17 protein-coding genes are annotated in these 21,508 nt (G+C 56.7%); 15 read left to right on the top strand and 2 right to left on the bottom strand.

Going from position 1 to position 21,508, the window contains the following annotated elements:
• Positions 1-402: 402 nt before the first annotated feature.
• Entirely contained in the window at positions 403-1,740 is a 1,338-nt protein-coding gene (locus tag QRX40_RS06900; RefSeq protein ID WP_313837251.1) for an ABC transporter substrate-binding protein, read from the top strand.
• A 20-nt stretch (positions 1,741-1,760) separates the two neighbouring features.
• Here the strand turns inward: QRX40_RS06900 and QRX40_RS06895 are convergent, their stop codons facing one another.
• Positions 1,761-2,765, bottom strand: coding sequence for a LacI family DNA-binding transcriptional regulator (locus tag QRX40_RS06895; protein WP_313837250.1), 1,005 nt, complete (start codon positions 2,763-2,765; stop codon positions 1,761-1,763).
• Between the two features lie 211 nt (positions 2,766-2,976).
• Here QRX40_RS06895 and QRX40_RS06890 point away from each other — a divergent pair, with 211 nt between their 5' ends.
• From QRX40_RS06890 to QRX40_RS06850, 9 genes are all read left to right on the top strand, one after another.
• On the top strand, positions 2,977-3,831 hold the full coding sequence (locus QRX40_RS06890) for a sugar ABC transporter permease (protein ID WP_313837249.1): 855 nt from the start codon (positions 2,977-2,979) through the stop codon (positions 3,829-3,831).
• Entirely contained in the window at positions 3,828-4,664 is an 837-nt protein-coding gene (locus tag QRX40_RS06885; protein WP_101433117.1) for a carbohydrate ABC transporter permease, read from the top strand. Before QRX40_RS06890 ends, QRX40_RS06885 begins: the two co-directional genes overlap by 4 nt.
• 104 nt (positions 4,665-4,768) lie before the next feature.
• Positions 4,769-5,425 (top strand): DUF624 domain-containing protein, encoded by a 657-nt coding sequence (locus QRX40_RS06880; protein WP_313837248.1) that lies wholly within the window; start codon positions 4,769-4,771, stop codon positions 5,423-5,425.
• Positions 5,426-5,455: 30 nt separating this feature from the next.
• Entirely contained in the window at positions 5,456-6,505 is a 1,050-nt protein-coding gene (locus QRX40_RS06875; protein WP_313837247.1) for a LacI family DNA-binding transcriptional regulator, read from the top strand.
• A 185-nt stretch (positions 6,506-6,690) separates the two neighbouring features.
• The gene (locus tag QRX40_RS06870) at positions 6,691-8,085 is read left to right on the top strand and encodes a glycoside hydrolase family 32 protein (protein WP_313837245.1); all 1,395 of its coding nucleotides are present in this window, start codon (positions 6,691-6,693) and stop codon (positions 8,083-8,085) included.
• Between the two features lie 161 nt (positions 8,086-8,246).
• Positions 8,247-9,560 (top strand): ABC transporter substrate-binding protein, encoded by a 1,314-nt coding sequence (locus QRX40_RS06865; RefSeq protein WP_313837244.1) that lies wholly within the window; start codon positions 8,247-8,249, stop codon positions 9,558-9,560.
• A gap of 166 nt (positions 9,561-9,726) precedes the next feature.
• Positions 9,727-11,043, top strand: coding sequence for an ABC transporter substrate-binding protein (locus QRX40_RS06860; RefSeq protein ID WP_024628106.1), 1,317 nt, complete (start codon positions 9,727-9,729; stop codon positions 11,041-11,043).
• An 89-nt stretch (positions 11,044-11,132) separates the two neighbouring features.
• Positions 11,133-11,987: a sugar ABC transporter permease gene (locus QRX40_RS06855; RefSeq protein WP_313837249.1), complete on the top strand. Its 855-nt coding sequence runs from the start codon at positions 11,133-11,135 to the stop codon at positions 11,985-11,987.
• On the top strand, positions 11,984-12,820 hold the full coding sequence (locus QRX40_RS06850) for a carbohydrate ABC transporter permease (RefSeq protein ID WP_101433117.1): 837 nt from the start codon (positions 11,984-11,986) through the stop codon (positions 12,818-12,820). The genes QRX40_RS06855 and QRX40_RS06850 overlap by 4 nt, the downstream gene beginning before the upstream one ends.
• 99 nt (positions 12,821-12,919) lie before the next feature.
• Here the strand turns inward: QRX40_RS06850 and QRX40_RS06845 are convergent, their stop codons facing one another.
• Positions 12,920-14,692, bottom strand: coding sequence for a glycoside hydrolase family 13 protein (locus QRX40_RS06845; RefSeq protein ID WP_313837240.1), 1,773 nt, complete (start codon positions 14,690-14,692; stop codon positions 12,920-12,922).
• A 396-nt stretch (positions 14,693-15,088) separates the two neighbouring features.
• Between QRX40_RS06845 and dnaK the strand changes: the two genes are divergently transcribed.
• The 5 genes from dnaK to QRX40_RS06820 all read left to right on the top strand — a co-directional run bounded on the left by dnaK (position 15,089) and on the right by QRX40_RS06820 (position 21,300).
• Positions 15,089-16,987, top strand: a complete 1,899-nt coding sequence (dnaK, locus tag QRX40_RS06840; RefSeq protein WP_024627812.1) for a molecular chaperone DnaK — start codon at positions 15,089-15,091, stop codon at positions 16,985-16,987.
• 1 nt (position 16,988) lies between these two features.
• Positions 16,989-17,714: a nucleotide exchange factor GrpE gene (gene grpE / locus QRX40_RS06835; RefSeq protein WP_313837238.1), complete on the top strand. Its 726-nt coding sequence runs from the start codon at positions 16,989-16,991 to the stop codon at positions 17,712-17,714.
• 146 nt (positions 17,715-17,860) lie between these two features.
• Positions 17,861-18,865 carry a DnaJ C-terminal domain-containing protein gene (locus tag QRX40_RS06830; RefSeq protein WP_313837236.1) on the top strand — a complete coding sequence of 335 codons (1,005 nt, stop codon included), beginning with the start codon at positions 17,861-17,863 and terminating at the stop codon, positions 18,863-18,865.
• A gap of 52 nt (positions 18,866-18,917) precedes the next feature.
• A complete protein-coding gene (locus QRX40_RS06825) occupies positions 18,918-19,448 on the top strand; it encodes a heat shock protein transcriptional repressor HspR (RefSeq protein WP_024627809.1) in 531 nt (176 codons plus the stop codon).
• 202 nt (positions 19,449-19,650) lie between these two features.
• On the top strand, positions 19,651-21,300 hold the full coding sequence (locus QRX40_RS06820; protein WP_313837273.1) for a DEAD/DEAH box helicase: 1,650 nt from the start codon (positions 19,651-19,653) through the stop codon (positions 21,298-21,300).
• Positions 21,301-21,508: the final 208 nt, after the last annotated feature.

Below are 21,508 nucleotides of genomic sequence, written 5' to 3'. Positions count from 1 at the left end.
ATATTACGTTATCGATTTGAGGAAAGAGTGGCCTTGTCATAGCTCGTGGGCATGTTTCGCGGATCCTGACTGTATCGGATCTGCATAATGACGTGCCGTTTGTGCAGTCGATGATGACTGGGCGAGTCCCCCGTCAAGATAACGTACCGATCTAGAGAGTTCTTCTAGATATTATGCAAACGTTTGTATAAGAGAACACATTTTTTCTTGCAAAATAATGGAAATGAATCATTAAGGGCAATTAATGAGCCTAATTGAGAGACGATATAAAATGCTAGCGTTTGCAATTCGATCGGAAAAGTGGGAAATTATGAGTACAGGCGGTTGATGAAGCTTTGCTTGATCTGTGCCGCCGCGTAAGTGATTGCGGGACACCTCGCGATCTAGAGGAAAGGTTCAAAGATGAATAATACGGTCAAGGCGACCATAACTGCGGCGGTTGCTGCAGTTGTGACTCTTGGAGCCGTTGCCGGGTGCGGGGCTTCCGGAACTGCCGCCAAAAGCGATCAGGGAAAGGTGTATTTCCTCAATTCCAAGCCAGAGGTTTCGGACAGCTGGAAGAAGATTGCCGATGAGTATACCAAGCAGACAGGTGTCCCGGTCACGGTGGAAACCGCTGCTTCAGGAACTTACCAGCAGTCACTGAAATCCGAATTTGCCAAGTCTGAACCCCCTACGCTCTTTCAGCTCTCTGGGCCGGTGGACATGGAGACTTGGAAGGATTACACGGCTGATCTGACTGACACGGCAATCTATAAGCAGATGAAGGATCAGACCCTCGCCTTGAAATCTGCGGAAACCGGCAAGCCCGTAGGTGTGCCTTTCGTTATAGAAAGCTATGGCTTGATTTATAACAAGGACATCCTGGACAAGTACACCAAGACCAGCGGCGCAGCGGTCAAATCCGTCAAAGATATCAACTCGTTCGACAAGCTCAAGGCTGTTGCTGATGGGATGCAGAAGCACAAGGACGAACTGGGTATCAAAGGAGCATTTACTTCAGCCGGTTTTGACTCGAGCTCCATCTGGCGGTATGACACTCACCTGGCCAACATGGCGCTTGATAGAGAATTCAAAGATGATGGAATCACGCAGGAGCCGGCCAGCATCAAAGGCACCTACCTGCCTCAGTTCAAGGACATTTTTGACCTGTATCTAACGGATTCGACCACTCCGCGTACGCAGCTCAGCAGCAAGACGAATGATGATGCGAACTCTGAATTTGCCTTGGGGGACGCTGCATTCTATCAAAACGGCACTTGGGCCTGGACTGATCTGCAGAACGCTGGGATGGATGCCGACAAGGTCGGTATGATACCCATCTACATGGGTTTGCCCAACGAGCATGAGCAGGGATTGGCGACCGGTTCTGCGCAGTACTGGTGCTTGAATAAGAAAGCCGATGCCAAGAACATCAAGGCTACCGAGAAGTTTCTTGACTGGATGATTACTTCAGAACAGGGCAAGAATGCCATAGCCAAGGATATGGGTTTCACCACCCCATTTAAGACTTTCAACAAGGTGAAGACCGATAACCCTCTGGTCGCCGCTATGCAGAAAGACTCTGATTCCAAGCATGAGCGTGTGGGCTGGAGCTTCACGGTTGCGCCTTCGGAGCGTTGGAAGGATGATCTCGGAAGCGCCATGCTTGAATATGCCCAGGGCACCGCCGGCTGGGATGGTGTCCAGAAGGCCTTCGTAGACAATTGGGCGAGGGAGTATCAGGCCAACAAGCACTGATTCGTCGTTAAGGAATGGTCTCAGCGCTGGAGCGGAGCGGTGGACGACCGGAGAATCAATGTGGGAGGGATCAGCTCATGCGGATTCTCCGGCTTCTTTCCCTCGATAAGCTGCAGGGTCTTCTTGGCAAGCGAAACAGCCATTTCATAAGGCTTCTGTCGAATGGTGGTCAGGCCGATGTCCTCTGCGAATTTGCTGTCGTCATATCCTATGACGGACATGTCTGAGGGAACGGCGATGCCGAACCGTTGCAGCTGGAAGATGAGTGGTATGGCCAACGAATCTTCCTGACCCGCTATTGCGGTGGGTCTGGTTTTCAGGCTTTCCAGCTGTGTCAGCACAGCACTGGTGGGGTTTTCGGTTGCCGGGGCTGCCAGGACCGTTGGTTTGATGTTGGCAGCTCTGCAGGCGCTCAGGAACCCTTCCAATCTGGCTTGAACGCTGAAACGAAGCGAAGCAACAGGAGTTGATCGTACATATGCAATATGAGTGTGACCTAGAGCTATCAGATGATTGGCCGACAGCATGCCACCATTGAAATCGTCAATGCGGACCGAGGCCATGAAACCCTTCTCCTCCGTAACGTTGAGACTGAGGATCGGCACGTTGATGCTGGCAAGACGAGAAACCTCTGAGGCTTCAATGTCGAAGGAAGTGACGATGACGGCATCGACGTTGCGCTTCACTGGTAATGCTTCAAAGAATTCTCTTCGTGCATGGCCACTGGTGATCTGGCAGATGGAGATGTCATACCCATTGCGAGAAAAGACGGCGTTGAACCCTTCCATGATGGTCGAGTTGAACCAGGTGCTCAAGTGGTCGTTGATGAGCACAGCCACCCGTAGGGACTGGCCTGATTTGAGCGCGGTCGCGGAACGGGAAATCGAAAAGTTCAATTTTCGTGCAGTTGACAGTACCCTGGAACGCGTGCGCTCGGAGACCAGTTCCGGCCGAGTGAATGATCGAGAGACGGTGGAAACGGAGACATTTGCTTGTTTGGCCACGTCCTGGATTGTGGATTCCATGGGTAACTCCTCGTCAATGCTGAGCCAAGACCAGCTCCTGCAATTGGATGCCGTTGCAGTGCTCAGATATCTGATGATAGCGCGCTTGATTGAAATACTGTCAGTCCCGTATATGTCGTCTTTGGCTGTTGCAGGGAGCCATCAATTTGCAAAGGAGCAAGCGTATGTGTGAATCAATGGATGTGTCGTACCGAATGAGAAAGCAGGAACGATGATTTCGATGGTTGGTCGGTCGATTCGTAGGTGGTGGGGGTTGTTTGTGTTGCCTACGTTGTTGGCGTTTGTGGTTGGTTTTGTGGCGCCGTTTGTGATGGGCGTGTATTTGAGTTTTTGCCGGTTCACGACGGTGGTGGATGCCCGGTTTGTGGGGTTGGGCAATTATGCTGCGGCGTTGTCGGATGGGGAGTTCTGGCATGCGATGTGGTATACGGTGGCGTTCACGGTGGTGACGACGCTGGTTATCAATGTGTGTGGTTTCGCGGTGGCGTATATGCTGACCAAGGCGATCCGTGGGGCGAATGTGTTCCGTTCGGTGTTTTTCATGCCGAATCTGATCGGCGGGATCATCCTGGGGTATATCTGGCTGCTGCTGCTCAACGGGGTGCTGGCCCATTGGGGTCGTTCGATCACGTATTCGGGGGTGTATGGCTTCTGGGGGATGGTGCTGTTGTATTGCTGGCAGCAGATCGGCTATATGATGATCATTTACATTGCCGGCCTGCAGGCGTTGCCTGGGGATGTGGTGGAGGCTGCTTCGGTTGACGGGGCCAGCGGCCGTCAGATCCTGTTCCGGATCACGTTGCCGTTGATGATGCCTTCGATCACGGTGTGCACGTTTTTGACGATGACCAACGGGTTCAAGATGTTCGATCAGAATCTGGCGTTGACCAACGGGGCGCCGTCGAACATGTCCGAGCTGCTGGCGCTGAACATTTACCGGACGTTCTACGGGCGCACGGGCTTCGAGGGCGTGGGCCAGGCGAAGGCGGTGGTGTTCTTCGTGATCGTGGCGGTGATCGCGGTGGTGCAGAACAGGCTGACGACCAGCAGGGAGGTGTCGGCATGAGCGGCAAGGTGAGGCATTCGGGCCTGTGGACCCTGTTCTTTGCTCTGGTGTCCTTGTTGTGGGTGTTCCCGATCGTGCTGGTGGTCGTGAACTCGTTCAAGAACAAGGCGTATATCTCGCGCAACGCGTTCTCGCTTCCCACGGGCAGGACGTTCGTGGGCCTGGAGAACTACCGCAGGGGTGTGGAGCGGACCAATCTGCTGGCCAGCTTCGGCTGGACGGTGTTGGTGACCGTGGGCTCGGTCCTGCTGATCCTGGTGTGCACGTCCATGTGCGCCTGGTGGATCGTCAGGGTCAACACGCGGGTGGCCAAGTTCCTGTACCTGCTGTTCCTGTTCAACATGATCGTGCCGTTCCAGATGGTCATGTTCACGCTTTCCAAGCTTGCGGACATGCTGGGCCTGAACACGCCGTGGGGGCTGTGCGTGGTGTATCTGGGGTTCGGTGCCGGCCTGGCGGTGTTCATCTTCACGGGCGTGGTCAAGGGCATCCCCCAGGAGCTGGAGGAGTCGGCCATGATCGACGGGGCCAGCATCCCGCGCACCTTCTTCGGGATCGTGGTGCCGATCATGCGTCCCTCGATCGTGTCGGTGGCGATCCTGGAGGCCATGTGGATCTGGAACGACTTCCTGCTGCCCTACCTGACCCTGGACATGCGCCGGTTCAAGACGATGAGCATCGCCATCCAGTACCTGAAGGGCGGGTACGGCTCGGTGGACATGGGCGCGATGATGGGCTGCCTGGTCCTGGCCATCATCCCCATCATCGTCTTCTACCTGATCTGCCAGAAATACATCATCAAAGGCGTCCTCGCCGGCGCCGTCAAAGGATAAACTAATCTACGCCAGTTAGCAGTGGGTTATCATGGGAACCGGTATCACGATATGGAACGAGTGTCGTTGCCGGTTTCCTGCCCTTTCTTGGCTTGGGGGTCCCGTTGAGTTTTCTTTCTCCTGATTCAGGCTTCATGAGAGGTCTCGCCGATCTTATTGATGCCATATGGATCAACATCCTCATGCTGGTCACGTCAATCCCCCTGATATCCATCGGAGCCGCTCTAACCGCCGGCCATGACGCCGCCAGAAGAAGCCTTGAAGGGCGAGGGCATGTGACATCGAACTATTTCCGTGCCTTCCGTTCAAACTTCATCAAGGCAACCATGATCTGGCTCCTTTTCGGGCCATTGCTGCTGCTGTTGATCTACGCTTGGGTAGTTCTCCAAATCACGCCCTTGTTGATCGTCAAGTTTGCCTTCAGTATTTTGTGGGTGCTGGGGTTCGAATGGGTATGGGCCTTGCAGTCCCGTTTTGAAAACACTGTTGGTCGAACCTTGCTTAATGCATGGGTATTTGCCTTGGCCAATCTTGGGAGAACTTTGATCATGGTGCTTTTTGACGCCGCATATCTTGTTCTGCTGGTCCTATCGTGGTTCTACATGCCGCAAGGGCTCTTCTTGTTGCTCCTTCTCGGCTATGGGACTTTGATCATGGTGCACACGCCCCTGCTTAATGGTGCCTTTAAACATTTTGTTGCGAATGCCCCGATGTCACGGTCCGCTGCCGTTGAAGCAGGTCAGAAGAAGAGCGCTGACTGAGGTTGGCTCGCAATATTACAATGAGGATCCATGGTTACACTTCAGGATGTCGCTCGAGCCGCAGGTGTTTCGATTGCCACGGCGTCCTGGGCAATCAATAACAATAAGAACGTCAGGATTCCCGAGTCCACCATGAGGAAGGTCCGCAAAGTTGCTGCGGATCTGGGATACAGGCAGAATGCCATGGCCCGAAGCCTTGCCAGAGGACGATCCGATCTGATCGGGTTTATTAGCGATGGGGTGGCTACTTCTCCTTTTGCCGGACAGGTCATCCAGGGGGCTCAGGATGAAGCTTGGCGCAACGGGAAGATCCTGCTGATTGTCGATACGCATGGAGATCCCGATATTGAGCGCAGAGCCTGCGCTTTCATGCTGGAACGGCAAGTAGAAGGAATTGTGTATTCGTCTTGGGTTCACCACGAGGTTCGCCCTCCGGAGGACTTGGCTCGGGTGAATTCCATCCTTGTGAACTGTTTTGACCGTCTGGGTCGTTTCCCGGCAGTGGTGCCGGATGAAGTTCAGGGAGGCCGCACAGCTACGGAAATGCTGACGAATGCAGGTCATAAGCGTATAGCTTTCGTCAATGCCACCGAGCAGTCGCCAGCCTCGCAGGGCAGGTTGGAAGGGTACCAGGAGGCCCTGGCTGCAGCAGGATTGCAGTACGACCCAGACATGGTGATGACGTGCACGGTGGATCAGGAAGGCGGGTATGGCATTATGTCTCAGGTCATGCAGACTGGCGCCACGGCGGTATTCTGCCATAACGACCGCACTGCCATGGGCCTGTTCGATGCGCTTCGTGAACGAGGAATGCATGTGCCAGACGATATTTCGGTGGTGGGATTCGACAATCAGAAATTGATTTCCGCCCATCTCCATCCGGCGCTCTCCACAGTTGGTCTGCCGCAGTATGAACTCGGGGTGCTTGGAATTCGCACGCTGCTGCAGCGCGAGGATGTCGGCGAGAAGGGTGAGGGTGGCAGTGCTGATGCTGCTGGTGAGCACGGACCCTATTCACCCATCAGGGTGGCCTGCCCTTCAGTGCCCCGTGACTCCATACGTATCCTCGCGGCTTCTTAATTTATGGATCACTGGGATACGGGGTATCTGTGTTGCCCTATGAAGCTCTCCCTGTGAAATCGATATCCCCTGGTTTATGACCTTGTTTGACTTTTGACTTTAGGCTAATATAATAAGTGCTTAATCGCTTAAACAATGATGTAGCTGAGGATCCGACATATGCGATCCTCGACGGAAAGGTTGCGATGACCAAGCTGTATTATCAATTCCCGGGCACCTGGTTCGGAGACTGCATGCCCTTCGGCAAAGGGGATGAGTTCTTCCTCTTCCATCAGCGCGATAATCGGGACCCTGAACCATTCGGTAAGCCGTTTGGGTGGGACTTGGCGACGACAAAGGACTTCGTTCATTATCGGGATTGTGGCGTTGCCATTCCGCGAGGCGGAGACGCAGATCAGGATCAGTTTATATATGCTGGAAGTGTCTGTGAGGGTGAAGGCGCTTATCATGCCTTCTACACCGCCTATAACAGGGATTACTCTGCGCAGGGAAAGCCGGCGCAGGTCCTCATGCATGCAGTGAGTCATGACCTTTATCATTGGACGAAGACTCATGATGCCCTGACCTTCTCCCCCCAGGAAGGATACGATCCTGATGATTGGCGGGATCCCTGGGTTATCCGCGACGATGAGCATGATCGCTATCTATTGATCCTTGGCGCACGTAAGCAGGGTCCTAAAACCGTACAGTCGGGACGAACCGTGGCATTCTCGTCAAAGGACCTGAAGCACTGGAGTTTTGAAGGTGATTTCTGGGCGCCCAACCTTTACACCATGCATGAAATGCCTGATCTTTTCAAAATGGGCGATTGGTGGTATCACATCGTCACTGAATACAGTGACAAGCATGGAATGGTCTACAGAATGGCCCACTCGCTCGAGGGACCTTGGACTGCTCCTACCGACGATGCATTTGATGGCAGCGCCTACTATGCCGGCCGCACCTTTGAACTGAACGGCAAGCGGATAATGTTCGGTTGGGTCGGCACCAAGGAAAACGAAGATGACAGGTCCAATTATGAATGGGGCGGGACTTTCGTTCCTCATCAGATCTATCAGCGTGAGGATGGCTCACTTGGCGTGCGGCCGGTTGACACCCTCTGGAGTGCTTTCGATCACCGTCACAGGATCACAGACCTCAACTTAGATGCTTCGGCTGGACGAACAGAGAAGACCGTTGTCCAAGACAGCGGTGATCTGTATTCGTTCGAGGCGGACCTGACTTTCTCTCCAGGAACTCGTTCATTTGGGCTGCGGCTGAATGAAAACGAAGACACCGGTGAGTCCTACCAGTTCATATTCAAGGTTGGCGAGAACAGGTTCCTCTTTGAAAACAACCCGAACTATCCCTGGTTCGCCAATATGAACATAGGGTTGGAGCGGCCGCTTGAATTGGTTGCAGGGCAGAAGTATCACCTGCAGCTCGTAGTTGACGACACCATTGCCACCCTATATGTAAATGGCGTGGCTTTGAATTCCAGGATGTACAAAAGACCCGGTGACCACCTGGGAATCTTCGTGACAGAGGGGTCATTGCAGACCACCAACATGACATTTTCCAACACGTTGAAAGAGGGGTGACTTCCTTTAGCTGTTGAAATTTGATCGCCGGCGCCTGGCGACGTTGCCACAGGTGTCGGCGAGCCAAACAATAAACCATTGAGCTTAAGCGTTTATCCGTTGGTCGAGAGGCACGAATAAGCGCCCGATAAAGTAGTCGGTCAAAGAGTAATGGAGTAATAATGAGGAAAATCACTAAAGCAGTGGCTCTGGCAGGAGCGCTCGCTATGTCTATAGGTGGATTAAGCGCATGCGGAGGATCTCAGGCCAGTGCTGACAAGGGACACGTCTATTATTTAAGCGCCAAACCTGAGCAACAGGACGAGTTCAAGGATCTGGCCAAGCAGTTCACCAAGGATACCGGAGTACCTGTTGATGTGTCTGTTGCTTCTTCCGGTACGTATGAGCAGTCCTTGAAGAGCGAGCTGGCAAAATCCAACGCGCCCACCATGTTCGACGTTGATAACAATGATTTCCAGAACTGGGGAGATTACTATCGCGACATGTCCGGGACGAAGATCTACAAGGATCTGAAGAAACAGGACTACGCCCTTAAGCTTAAGGACAAGGTTGTAGCCGTTCCCTTCGTCATGGAACGCTATGGCATTATCTATAACAAAGCACTGATGAAGAAGTACTTCGATGCTAAATGGTCCAGCATAAAGTCCATAGACAAGGTCAACAACTTCAAGGCGTTGAAGACTGTTGCTGATGAAATCCAAGAGCACAAGGACGACCTCGGAGTGAAAGGCGCCTTCAGCTCAGCAGGGTTTGACAGCAGCTCCAACAAGAGGTTTGGAGATCAGCTCGCCCACATTCCGGTCTACTACGAGTATCGGGATCAGAATACCGAGGAAGAGCCTCCGACACTTACCGGAAAATACATGGATAACTTCAAGAACATCTTTGATTTGTATCTGAAGGATTCCACAACTCCGGCATCCCAGCTTTCTAGCGCCACGATGGACGACTCCAACAGCGAGTTTGCGACCAAGCAGTCTGTGTTTCTGCAGAATGGTTCCTGGGGCTATCCTCAGATCAAGGATCAGGATGTGGCTGACAAGGATATCGGAGTCCTGCCAATCTATATCGGCGTGCCGGGCGAAGAAAAGTCTGGGCTGACGGTCAGCTTCATGTACTTTGCCACCAACAAAAATGCTTCGGACAAGGATCGAAAGGCTACCGAGCAATTCCTGAATTACATTTTGGAGAACGACAAGGCCCGCAAGATCTTCACTGATGATATGGGCTTTGAGACGCCGTTCAAGTCCTATGAAAAGGCAGGATTCAAGTCGAAGAACCCCGTGCAAAGGGCCAATGACGCATATGCCAAAGCCGGTGACTACGACACTGTTATTCATCCTCTTCCCAGTGCACAGTGGGTGGCTTCGCTTAGTGATGCCATGCTCGAATACGCCCAGGGCACCGGAAGCTGGTCAAAAGTCACCTCCGCCTTTGTAGACGGCTGGGCAAAGGAGTACAAGACCACTCACTGAAACCAATGGGATAACCATCAGTTGACCATGTTGGACATCCCACCGGAATCTGGTGGGATGTCCTCTCCGGCCCAGGATGCTGAGATGGCGTTCTTGGCCCCAATCCAGCGGGGTCTTGATTTTCCGCAACCAATCTGGTTCGGAACTGTATGAAATGAGATGGGTCATGGGTGTAAAAACAAAATCTGCGTTTGCCATAGGTCTTGCATGCGCAATGGTCATGGCATCCGCCGCGTGCGGCGGTACCTCAGCCTCAGAAGCAAAGGGCCGAGTGTACATGATCAGCCAGAAAGTGGAAAACAACGATCAGTTCCTCCAACTCGGAAAGCAATTCACCAAAGATACAGGCATACCGTTTGATTTGATTTCCCCCTCTGCCGACAGCTATGAGCAGACTTTGAAGAGTGAGCTGGCCAAGAGCAAAGCTCCGACTATCATCGGCCTCGACAACAACGACTATCCCAACTGGTCGGATTATTGCGCGGATCTGTCCAAAACACGCATGTACAAAGATCTTACGGATCCGAATTACGTACTCAAGACCGGGAAAAAGGTGGGCGCCATTCCGTTCGTTCTGGACCGCTATGGCATCATCTATAACAAAGCTATTTTGAATAAATACTTTAAAGCGTCGTGGGCCAGCATCCGCTCAGTGGATGCCATCAGAGGATTCGACAGCTTGAAAACCGTGGCCGACGAAATTCAAAGTCACAAAGACGAGCTTGGAGTCAAAGGAGCCTTCACGTCCGCCGGATTCGAATCAAGCTCTATCCGACGGTATGGTGACCAGCTGGCTCATATACCGGTCTACTACGAGTATCGAGATAAGAACGTCACAGAGTTGCCGGCAACTGTATCTGATAAATATATGCCCAATCTCAAGAAGATCTTTGATTTGTATGTGAAAGACGAGACCGTTGCGCCGACCCAACTTTCCAGTGCGACATTCGACGATGCTGTTTCCGAGTTCGGTCTTGGCGACGCAGTTTTCATTCAAACGGGATCCTGGGCATATCCGCAATTAAAAAATCAGGAGGTTGCCGACAAGGATATGGGGGTTCTGCCCATATATATGGGTGTGCCGGGAGAGGACAAAGCAGGACTGACCATAAGCTCTAACTACTTTGCCATTAATTCGAAGATATCTCCGGAAGACCGGCGAGCCACGGAGAAGTTCATGTCATGGATGCTGGATAAGGACAGTGCCAGGAAAATCGTCACGGACACCATGGGATTCGAAACCCCATTCAAGTCCTACGCGAAGGCCGGGTACAAGACAAAGAACCCAATCCTCCGCGCCAATGATGCTTACGCCAAGCGTGGCTGCTATGACATAATCATCCGTCCTCTGCCCACCCAGCAATGGTCACTGAGTCTGGGCAATGCCATGTTGGAGTATGCCCAGGGCACCGGGCCCTGGTCCGGCGTTGAGTCGGCCTTTGTCAACGGTTGGGCTTCTGAGTACAAGACCACACATAAGTGATGAACTGATACGGTCGGCCCCGCGTTTCAAAGCTGGGCCGGTTTCAAAGTTCTAGTGCAGACTGCATGATTCCAGGTTTGGAGGTTTCAGTGATTTCGATGGTTGGTCGGTCGATTCGTAGGTGGTGGGGGTTGTTTGTGTTGCCTACGTTGTTGGCGTTTGTGGTTGGTTTTGTGGCGCCGTTTGTGATGGGCGTGTATTTGAGTTTTTGCCGGTTCACGACGGTGGTGGATGCCCGGTTTGTGGGGTTGGGCAATTATGCTGCGGCGTTGTCGGATGGGGAGTTCTGGCATGCGATGTGGTATACGGTGGCGTTCACGGTGGTGACGACGCTGGTTATCAATGTGTGTGGTTTCGCGGTGGCGTATATGCTGACCAAGGCGATCCGTGGGGCGAATGTGTTCCGTTCGGTGTTTTTCATGCCGAATCTGATCGGCGGGATCATCCTGGGGTATATCTGGCTGCTGCTGCTCAACGGGGTGCTGGCCCATTGGGGTCGTTCGATCACGTATTCGGGGGTGTATGGCTTCTGGGGGATGGTGCTGTTGTATTGCTGGCAGCAGATCGGCTATATGATGATCATTTACATTGCCGGCCTGCAGGCGTTGCCTGGGGATGTGGTGGAGGCTGCTTCGGTTGACGGGGCCAGCGGCCGTCAGATCCTGTTCCGGATCACGTTGCCGTTGATGATGCCTTCGATCACGGTGTGCACGTTTTTGACGATGACCAACGGGTTCAAGATGTTCGATCAGAATCTGGCGTTGACCAACGGGGCGCCGTCGAACATGTCCGAGCTGCTGGCGCTGAACATTTACCGGACGTTCTACGGGCGCACGGGCTTCGAGGGCGTGGGCCAGGCGAAGGCGGTGGTGTTCTTCGTGATCGTGGCGGTGATCGCGGTGGTGCAGAACAGGCTGACGACCAGCAGGGAGGTGTCGGCATGAGCGGCAAGGTGAGGCATTCGGGCCTGTGGACCCTGTTCTTTGCTCTGGTGTCCTTGTTGTGGGTGTTCCCGATCGTGCTGGTGGTCGTGAACTCGTTCAAGAACAAGGCGTATATCTCGCGCAACGCGTTCTCGCTTCCCACGGGCAGGACGTTCGTGGGCCTGGAGAACTACCGCAGGGGTGTGGAGCGGACCAATCTGCTGGCCAGCTTCGGCTGGACGGTGTTGGTGACCGTGGGCTCGGTCCTGCTGATCCTGGTGTGCACGTCCATGTGCGCCTGGTGGATCGTCAGGGTCAACACGCGGGTGGCCAAGTTCCTGTACCTGCTGTTCCTGTTCAACATGATCGTGCCGTTCCAGATGGTCATGTTCACGCTTTCCAAGCTTGCGGACATGCTGGGCCTGAACACGCCGTGGGGGCTGTGCGTGGTGTATCTGGGGTTCGGTGCCGGCCTGGCGGTGTTCATCTTCACGGGCGTGGTCAAGGGCATCCCCCAGGAGCTGGAGGAGTCGGCCATGATCGACGGGGCCAGCATCCCGCGCACCTTCTTCGGGATCGTGGTGCCGATCATGCGTCCCTCGATCGTGTCGGTGGCGATCCTGGAGGCCATGTGGATCTGGAACGACTTCCTGCTGCCCTACCTGACCCTGGACATGCGCCGGTTCAAGACGATGAGCATCGCCATCCAGTACCTGAAGGGCGGGTACGGCTCGGTGGACATGGGCGCGATGATGGGCTGCCTGGTCCTGGCCATCATCCCCATCATCGTCTTCTACCTGATCTGCCAGAAATACATCATCAAAGGCGTCCTCGCCGGCGCCGTCAAAGGATAAACAACGCTCTGGCATAAGCCAGACATTTAAAAAGGGCCTCGCAGCAAATGAGGATTGCTGCGAGGCCCTTTTATTGATTAGGCTCAGCTCCTTTGTTCGTTATTCCTGCACTATGCGGACCACCCAAGCGGTTGTGTCTTGGGGAAGCAGGCCGTCGTCTGTGAGGTTGCCCGATGTAAGCACAATTCGTCCTTGCGGAAGTGGAGTCGGCGCCTGTGAAAAATTGGTCAGACAGGTCAGTTCCGCAGGCTTGAAATCGACAAGCGCTTTGCGTGTATAGGAAATCCTGCCGTCAGTGGCAGATAGAGCCGTGACTTTCGCATTGCCTGTAGGGGTCAGCAGTGTGGATCGTAGATTCAGGGCTTTCCGATAGAGGGATAGCATTGAGGTCTCGTCGCTTTCCTCCTTATCCACGGCAAAGTCTTTGAACCAGAGCGGCTGCGGAAGATGTGGATCGCTGGCCGGCTTTCCGTCTTTGGCATGAGAGGGGGAGAACCCGAAGGAGGCCCCTTCTCCAAAGGCGGGATTCCAGTTTGCGGGGGCAGGTGTGTCTACGGCGACCCAAGGCAGGGGGACCCGGCACCCATCGCGACCTTTTTCAGTGTATTTGCCGCGGGTTCGGTGCGCAGTCGGATCCTCCAGACGGTCCCAAGGAATATCAGGAACCTCGAATAGGCCAAGTTCCTCACCCTGATAGATGTACACGGAGCCGGGCAAGGCGGCTTCCAGGGCGAACCCTGCGCGTGCCCTGCGCGTGCCCTTGGCACGGTCTTCGAAGTAGGTTTGTCCATCTCGAAGAAGCCAGTCCTTGTCAAGCTGATGATAAGTGGAGCTGTCCACCTGGGGCAGTGCGTATCTGGTGGCCTGTCTGACTACATCGTGGTTGCTCATCACCCATGTTGTGGTCGACCCTGAATCCTCGGCAGATTGCAGGCCTTCGGCGATTGCGGTGTACAAGGCTTTGCAGTCCCAATTGGCCTTGGCGAACTCGAAGTTGAAAACCTGCCCTAGTTCGTTCTCGGATGCGTACAGATGCTGGTGCTCAGGCACGACCCAGGCTTCTCCGACTGCAAAACGGTGAGGTTCAAATTCGTTGAAGACCTTGCGCCATTCCTTATAGATGTCATGCACTTCGGGTCTGTCCCATAGCGGATGCTCATAGTTGTGATAATTGGACTGTTCCTGAACGGGCCACCTATCCAACTCGGACAGGGGGCGGCTGTCTAGATCCTTGGCCAGACCGTGAGCCACGTCGATGCGGAAGCCGTCCGTGCCATGATTGGACCAGAAGCGGAATATATCCTTAAAGGCTTCGTGAACATCCTTGTTCTTCCAGTTCAAATCAGGCTGCTCTTTGGCAAATATGTGCAAATACCATTCGCCATCGTCGACCTGCTCCCAGGCAGGTCCGCCGAACAAGGACATCCAGCCGTTTGGCGGCAGTTCTCCATTCGCGCCCCTGCCCCGGCGGAAGATATACCTGTCCCGTTCGGGAGAGCCTGGAGCTGCCCGCAGGGCATTCTGGAACCATTCGTGCTTGTTCGACGTGTGGTTGGGCACAATATCAACGATGACCTTGAGCCCCATTTTGTGGGCTGTTTCGGCCATTTCGTCGAAATCGGCCATGCTGCCCAGACGTGGGTCGACATTCCGGTAATCCTTGACGTCATAACCGCCGTCGGCCAATTCCGATGGGTAGAAGGGTGACAGCCAGATGGCGTCTATGCCCAGGTTTCGAAGATATTCCATTTTTTCGGTCACGCCTCGGATGTCGCCAATGCCGTCGCCGTTGACATCTTTGAAACTGCGTGGATATATCTGATATACAACCGCCTGTTTCCACCAGTCGTCGTTCATGTTGTTGTCGGTCATACGTATCTCCTCCTTGAAACAGGCCGTCTTATGGATAAGTGTTTGTATGACAACGATAGCAATACCGTTGGTCAACAGTGCTCTTGTATAAATCAGCTTTTTGTGACGCAAATCTTTTAATGATATAGATTTAGCTCATACTGTGATAATACGTGATTGCACACGTTTTCAATTGAGTAATCATTGTTTCGATCGACAAATTCGAAGCGATGGGAATAATATTTGCCAGAAGAAGTTGAGTGATGTAGGCTCAAGTTTCGGAGTGGTCATGATGGCTGCTTGCCCGGGCCGACGGGAGCCGGCCATCGGGACCACGAACGAAGCGCGAGCGGAGAACGTGAACGATGAGGTGCAGGGCCAGACCCTGCGCCCCAATTTCATCAGGAGGTAATGAGTATGGCACGTGCAGTTGGCATTGATCTGGGAACCACCAATTCCTGCATTGCAACCCTGGAGGGCGGCGAGCCCACCGTAATCGTCAACGCTGAAGGCGCGCGGACCACGCCATCGGTGGTGGCGTTCAGCAAGTCCGGCGAGATTCTGGTCGGCGAAGTGGCCAAGCGCCAGGCGGTCACCAACGTGGACCGGACCATCAGCTCGGTCAAGCGTCACATGGGCACCGACTGGTCCGTCGAGATCGACGGCAAGAAGTGGACCCCGCAGGAGATTTCGGCCCAGATCCTCATGAAGCTCAAGAGGGACGCCGAGTCCTACCTGGGCGAGCCCGTCACCGACGCGGTCATCACCTGCCCTGCATACTTCAACGACGCTCAGCGCCAGGCCACCAAGGATGCCGGCAAGATCGCCGGTCTGAACGTCCTGCGCATCATCAACGAGCCCACCGCCGCGGCCCTGGCCTACGGCCTGGAGAAGGGCAAGGAGGATGAGCGCATCCTGGTCTTCGATCTGGGCGGCGGCACCTTCGACGTCTCCCTGCTGGAGATCGGCAAGGACGACGATGGCTTCTCCACCATTCAGGTTCAGGCCACCAACGGCGACAACAAGCTGGGCGGCGATGACTGGGATCAGAAGATCATCGACTGGCTGGTCAGCGAGGTCAAGAACAAGTACAACGTGGATCTGTCCAAGGACAAGATCGCCCTGCAGCGGCTCAAGGAAGCTGCTGAGCAGGCCAAGAAGGAGCTGAGCTCCTCCTCGTCCACCAGCATTTCCATGCAGTACCTGGCCATGACCCCCGACGGGACTCCAGTCCACCTGGACGAGACCCTGACCCGGGCGCACTTCGAAGAGATGACCTCTGACCTGCTGGGCCGCTGCCGCACGCCTTTCAACAACGTGCTGCACGATGCCGGCATTTCGGTTCAGGACATCGATCACGTGGTGCTGGTCGGCGGCTCCACCCGTATGCCCGCCGTCAAGGACCTGGTCAAGGAACTGACCGGCGGCAAGGAAGCCAACCAGACCGTCAACCCTGATGAGGTCGTGGCCGTTGGTGCCGCCGTGCAGTCCGGCGTCATCAAGGGCGACCGCAAGGACGTGCTGCTGATCGACGTGACCCCGCTCTCCCTGGGCATCGAGACCAAGGGCGGCATCATGACCAAGCTGATCGACCGCAACACCGCCATCCCGACCAAGCGCTCCGAGGTGTTCTCGACCGCTGAGGACAACCAGCCTTCCGTGCTGATTCAGGTCTACCAGGGCGAGCGCGAATTCGCACGTGACAACAAGCCTCTGGGCACCTTCGAGCTGACGGGCATCGCCCCGGCTCCGCGCGGCGTTCCTCAGATCGAGGTCACCTTCGACATCGACGCCAACGGCATCGTGCACGTCTCCGCCAAGGACAAGGGCACCGGCAAGGAGCAGTCCATGACCATCACCGGCGGTTCCGCCCTGCCCAAGGACGAGATCGACCGCATGGTCAAGGAGGCCGAGGCTCACGAGGCCGAGGACAAGCAGCGTCGTGAGGACGCCGACACCCGCAATGCCGCCGAGTCCGCCGCCTACCAGACCGAGAAGCTGGTCAACGACAACAAGGACAAGATCTCCGACGAGGTGGCCAAGGAGGTCACCGACAAGGTCAACGCTCTGAAAGAGGCTCTGAAGGGCGAGGACATGGACAAGATCAAGAACGCCCAGAGCGAGCTGATGACCTCTGCCCAGAAGATCGGCCAGGCCCTCTATGCCCAGCAGGGCTCCGCTGACGGTGCAGGCGCCCAGGGCGCTGCAGGTGCCGCCGGTGCTGCCTCGGGTGCAGGCTCCTCCTCGTCCGCCGATGACGACGTGGTGGATGCCGAGGTCGTGGACGACGACGACAAGAAGAAGGACGGCGAGTGACATGTCGGCCTTCGACAAGGATGATGCCGGGCCGCTGAAGGGCGACCCGGCCGCCGCCGGCGAACCGGATGGGAACGAGGCCAAGGCCTCTGACGCCGCTTCGACACCCGATCAGGAAGCGGCGCGCGGCCGTCATGCCGGCGAGAGCGCTGCAGACGAGAGCCAGGCGGCTAGCCAGTCCTCGTCGGATTCCTCCGTCAAGGACGCGTCGTCAGAGGATGCTCAGGCTGATGACAAGACTGATGCTGACTCGGCCAAGGAGGAGAGCGCCGACAAGGGATCAGATGGGCTGACTCCTCTGGGTCAGGCCAAGAAAGAGGCCGCCGATTACCTGGAGGCTCTCCAGCGCGAGCGGGCCGAGTTCGTCAACTTCCGCAACCGCGCCAAGAAGGAGCAGGACATCTTCCGCCAGCACGGCATCGTGGATGTGCTGACCGCCCTTCTTCCGGCCCTTGATGACATTGACCGGATCAAGGAGCACGGGCAGATGGACGACTCCTTCCAAGCCGTAGCCAAGAAGATCGACAAGACCTTCGAGAAATTCGGCGTCGAGAAGTTCGGTGAAAAAGGCGAGGACTTCGACCCCACCAAGCATGAGGCCATCCTGCACAAGCCGGACCCCGATGCCAAGAAAGAGACCGTTGACACGGTCGTTGAGGCAGGCTATCGGATCGGCGACCGGGTGATCCGGGCTGCCAGGGTAGTGGTGACTTCGCCCGGGCAGTAGCAGGGACGGTGATTGCGGACCTTCCGCAGGCTGAATCGACGCCTTCGCATGCGGCGGCTGGTGGGTTATGGCCCTGCCCGCCGCCGCACGCGAAAGGGCGGATTCCAATTCGATATATTCGTAGCTTATGAGGAAAGGAGACATGGATGGCTGAGAATGAATGGCTGAGCAAGGACTATTACAAGGTCCTTGGTGTCTCCAAGGACGCCAGCGAAGCGGAGATCACCAAGGCCTACCGCAAGCTTGCCCGCAAATACCATCCCGATCTCAATAAGACCAAGGAGGCCGAGGAGAAGTTCAAGGACATCTCCGAGGCCTACGACGTGCTCAGCAACAAGGAGCAACGTCAGAAGTACGACGCCATCCGCCAGTTCGGCATGGGGGGAGCCCGGTTCGCCGGGGGTTCCGGCCAGGGCGGCTTCAACACCGATGCCTTCTCGGACATCTTCGGCTCCATGTTCGGTGGGGCTGGAGCGCCTGGAGGCACCCGTATCCGTTTCGGCGATGGTTCGGGACAGCCGGACTTCGCTGACATCTTCTCCTCCTTCGGCGGGGGTGCCGGCGGTGGCGGTCGGACCGCCTACCAGGAGAGCAGGCCCAGGCCAGTCAAGGGCGAGGATCGCAATTCGCGCATCGGCCTGTCCTTCCGTCAGGCGGTCAAGGGGGCTACGGTCTCCCTAAGCGTGGGCGGCAAGCGCTTCAAGACGCATATCCCTGCTGGGGTTCGCAATGGCCAGCGGATCAGGTTGGCTGGCAAGGGTCGGCCCGGTAGGGACGGGGGCGCCAATGGCGACCTCTACCTGCAGATCAGCGTGCAGCCCAGCCAGCGGTTCACCATGAAGGACAGGGATCTGGTCATGACCCTGCCGGTGACGGTATCCGAGGCTGCCCTGGGGGCCAAGGTCCAGGCCCGGGACATCGACGACCAGGTCGTCACCTTCAAGATCCCGGCCGGCTCCTCCAGCGGCGACGAGATCCGCATCACCGGCAAGGGGGTTCAGGACCGGCGCGGCAAGGGCGACCTGGTGGGGCGGCTTGAGATCCGCATGCCAGGCCGGCTGGGCATGGCCCAGAAGAAGGCCATGCGTGACTTTGCCAAGTCCAGTGGCGACTTCGACGAGCGGATCGCCGGTGAGCGCATGAAGATATGACGATCCCGATGCAGGATCAGGTTGGAACGAACAGCGGAGAGGAGTGATGATCATGGTCAGGGTGGATCCCGAGACCAGGCGGATCTATCTGGCCTGCGCTCGCGGCCTGGTGGCCGGGCGCATCAGCCTGGATGCTGCTGACGATGCCGGCTTGGACATCGAGCTGCCGGTCTTCAGCGTCGGCCAGGTCGGGCAGTTGGCCAACATCCATCCGCAGACCCTGCGCCAATACGACCGGCTGGGTCTGATCGTGCCGGAACGGACCGAGGGGGGTGCACGCCGATACTCCCTGCGGGATCTGGACCGGCTGGGTCAGGCTCAGCATCTGAGCCAGGACGAGTCCATCAACCTGGCCGGAGTGACCAGGATCCTGGCCCTAGCCGAGGAGAATCGTCAGCTGAGGCGCCAGCTGCGCCGCTCCCACCAGTCACAGGGATCCAGCATGTTCGCCGCCGCTGCCGACGGCCGGGTCGTCGAAGTCAGGCGGTCCAGCAGGGCCCGGCTCTGGCGGCAGGACACGACGCATGACGAGGCCGATCCGACTGAGTCCAAATCGCTGATCGTCTGGAGCGTACGCTCCTGAAGCAGGTGAGGGGCCTGTGCTATGGTGTACAGGTTGGCCGCTAGCCCAAGAGCTGCGGCTGATCGTCGCCTGAATGCTTTGAGTACGGGGAAACCGCTTGCGCGAAATTCGTCATTCTCTGCTTTGCACGCGGCCTGCGAACTGTCGACCGACAGTACCGTTTTCTTCCCTGTTGTGAAAGGTCATTGTGACTGCTTCATCCATGCCCGATTCCAATTCGTCCAATTCCGACAATTCTGCTGTAGAACCTATGGCTTTTGACCAGCTGGGGGTGCCTGAACCCTTGGTCCGCGTCCTGCGCAAGGACGGCAAGACCAGCGCTTTCCCCATCCAACGGGATACCCTGCCTGATGCCCTGGCCGGCCGTGACATCCTGGGCCGGGGGCGGACTGGTTCCGGCAAGACCCTGGCTTTCAGCATCCCCCTGGTGGCTCGACTGGCTGCCGATGAGGAAGGACGGGTTCGCCACGGCCGGGGGGGTGCCGCCGGATCAGGCAGCCTGCCCCGCCCGCGCGGTCTTGTTCTGGCTCCCACCCGCGAGCTGGCCAATCAGATCGACGAGGTTCTCAACCCCCTGGCCCAGGCCTACGGCATGCGGACTTGCACCGTCTACGGCGGCGTTGGCCAGGGCCGTCAGGTCGATGCCCTTCGGCGCGGGGCCAAGATTGTGGTGGCCTGCCCTGGTCGCTTGGAGGATCTGCTCCGTCAGCACAAGCTCAGCCTGGAGGATGTGGAGATCGCCGTGCTGGACGAGGCCGACGAGATGGCTGACATGGGCTTCCTGCCTGCCGTGGAGCGGATCCTGGCCCAGGTTCGCCCGGGCGGTCAGCGCATGCTTTTCTCGGCCACCCTGGACCACGGTGTGGATGCCGTGGTCAAGCGTTTCCTCAAGGACCCCAAGATTCACGAGGTGGATTCGGCAACCCAGCATGTGGATCTGATGACCCACCACATCTTCCGCACCACCCAGGCCGCCAAGCATGATCTCGTGCGCAAGCTGGCTTCGGGCACCGGACGTCGTATTCTCTTCACCCGGACCAAGTTCCAGGCCAAGAAGCTGGCCAAGAACCTGATTGACAACGGCATACCGGCCGCACAGCTGCATGGCAACCTTTCTCAGAACCAGCGCGATCGCAACCTAGGGGCTTTTTCACGGGGCGAGGTGAAGGTCCTGGTGGCTACCGACGTGGCCGCTCGCGGCGTGGACATCAGTGACGTAGACCTTGTGGTTCAGGTGGATCCGCCGGCCGATTCCAAGTCCTTCCTGCATCGGTCAGGGCGTACGGCCCGGGCAGGCCGTTCCGGCGACGTGGTCACCTTGGTCCTGCCCGACCAGTGGCGCGACACCAGGCGGATGCTGCGCATGGCCCATATCGATGCCAAGCCGGTTCAGGTGACCGCCGATTCGCCTGAGGTTACCGAACTTGTAGGACCCGTGGCCAAGCCGGTGCAAGGCTGGTCCTTGCAAGCCGAGCAGCCGCAGGCCTCAGGCGGCCGGTCTGCCCGTGGAGGCCGTAGCGGCCGAAGCGGACATCGGGATCGTTCCCGGTCCGACAGGCATTTCGATCGCGGCGGCCAGGCTAGGGCTGCAGGCCGGGACTGGGATCGTCGGCCTTACCGTTCCCGGCGGTCTGGTGACCGACCGGCATTCGATCGTGAGAATGGCCCCTTGGACGGCAGGACCAGAGGCCATCGTCATTCCGGCAGCAGCGAGCGGACCCATGGTCACGACCATGGCCGTGGCAGCGGCCGCGCTGGCTCTCGTTTTGACGCGGACCGTCGTGGGTTCCGCCGCGGTCATCGCCGCCATCGTCGTGACGATAACCCCTTCCGCTCCGCCTCCAGGCGTTGATTCATCGATGGGCGCGTTTGCATAATGCGCCCATCGCGGTTGTTGATCCTGATCCGATATACGCTGTCTTTGCTGAAGCAATTCTGGGCGCTTGATGAGCAATTGCAACCTTGCTGATTCCATGGTTGCAGTGCGAACTGACCCTGGCCCCATGCCAGGGTCCTTACGCACTCACCCGCCTGATTGGTTCTGGCAGGAGAGCGGCTGT

Source organism: Bifidobacterium sp. H6bp9 (genome assembly GCF_032193695.1).
Classification (GTDB): Bacteria; Actinomycetota; Actinomycetes; order Actinomycetales; family Bifidobacteriaceae; genus Bombiscardovia; species Bombiscardovia kimbladii.
Note: the sequence above shows the minus strand (reverse complement) of the source record. Positions and strands in the feature narration are given on the sequence as shown.

Excerpts from the sequence above, each read along its gene's own strand:
- QRX40_RS06900 (WP_313837251.1), top strand. The coding sequence starts at position 403 with ATGAATAATACGGTCAAGGCGACCATAACTGCGGCGGTTGCTGCAGTT.
- QRX40_RS06895 (WP_313837250.1), bottom strand. The coding sequence starts at position 2,765 with ATGGAATCCACAATCCAGGACGTGGCCAAACAAGCAAATGTCTCCGTT.
- QRX40_RS06890 (WP_313837249.1), top strand. The coding sequence starts at position 2,977 with ATGATTTCGATGGTTGGTCGGTCGATTCGTAGGTGGTGGGGGTTGTTT.
- QRX40_RS06885 (WP_101433117.1), top strand. The coding sequence starts at position 3,828 with ATGAGCGGCAAGGTGAGGCATTCGGGCCTGTGGACCCTGTTCTTTGCT.
- QRX40_RS06875 (WP_313837247.1), top strand. The coding sequence starts at position 5,456 with ATGGTTACACTTCAGGATGTCGCTCGAGCCGCAGGTGTTTCGATTGCC.
- QRX40_RS06870 (WP_313837245.1), top strand. The coding sequence starts at position 6,691 with ATGACCAAGCTGTATTATCAATTCCCGGGCACCTGGTTCGGAGACTGC.
- QRX40_RS06865 (WP_313837244.1), top strand. The coding sequence starts at position 8,247 with ATGAGGAAAATCACTAAAGCAGTGGCTCTGGCAGGAGCGCTCGCTATG.
- QRX40_RS06860 (WP_024628106.1), top strand. The coding sequence starts at position 9,727 with ATGGGTGTAAAAACAAAATCTGCGTTTGCCATAGGTCTTGCATGCGCA.
- QRX40_RS06850 (WP_101433117.1), top strand. The coding sequence starts at position 11,984 with ATGAGCGGCAAGGTGAGGCATTCGGGCCTGTGGACCCTGTTCTTTGCT.
- QRX40_RS06845 (WP_313837240.1), bottom strand. The coding sequence starts at position 14,692 with ATGACCGACAACAACATGAACGACGACTGGTGGAAACAGGCGGTTGTA.
- dnaK (WP_024627812.1), top strand. The coding sequence starts at position 15,089 with ATGGCACGTGCAGTTGGCATTGATCTGGGAACCACCAATTCCTGCATT.
- grpE (WP_313837238.1), top strand. The coding sequence starts at position 16,989 with ATGTCGGCCTTCGACAAGGATGATGCCGGGCCGCTGAAGGGCGACCCG.
- QRX40_RS06830 (WP_313837236.1), top strand. The coding sequence starts at position 17,861 with ATGGCTGAGAATGAATGGCTGAGCAAGGACTATTACAAGGTCCTTGGT.
- QRX40_RS06825 (WP_024627809.1), top strand. The coding sequence starts at position 18,918 with ATGGTCAGGGTGGATCCCGAGACCAGGCGGATCTATCTGGCCTGCGCT.
- QRX40_RS06820 (WP_313837273.1), top strand. The coding sequence starts at position 19,651 with ATGCCCGATTCCAATTCGTCCAATTCCGACAATTCTGCTGTAGAACCT.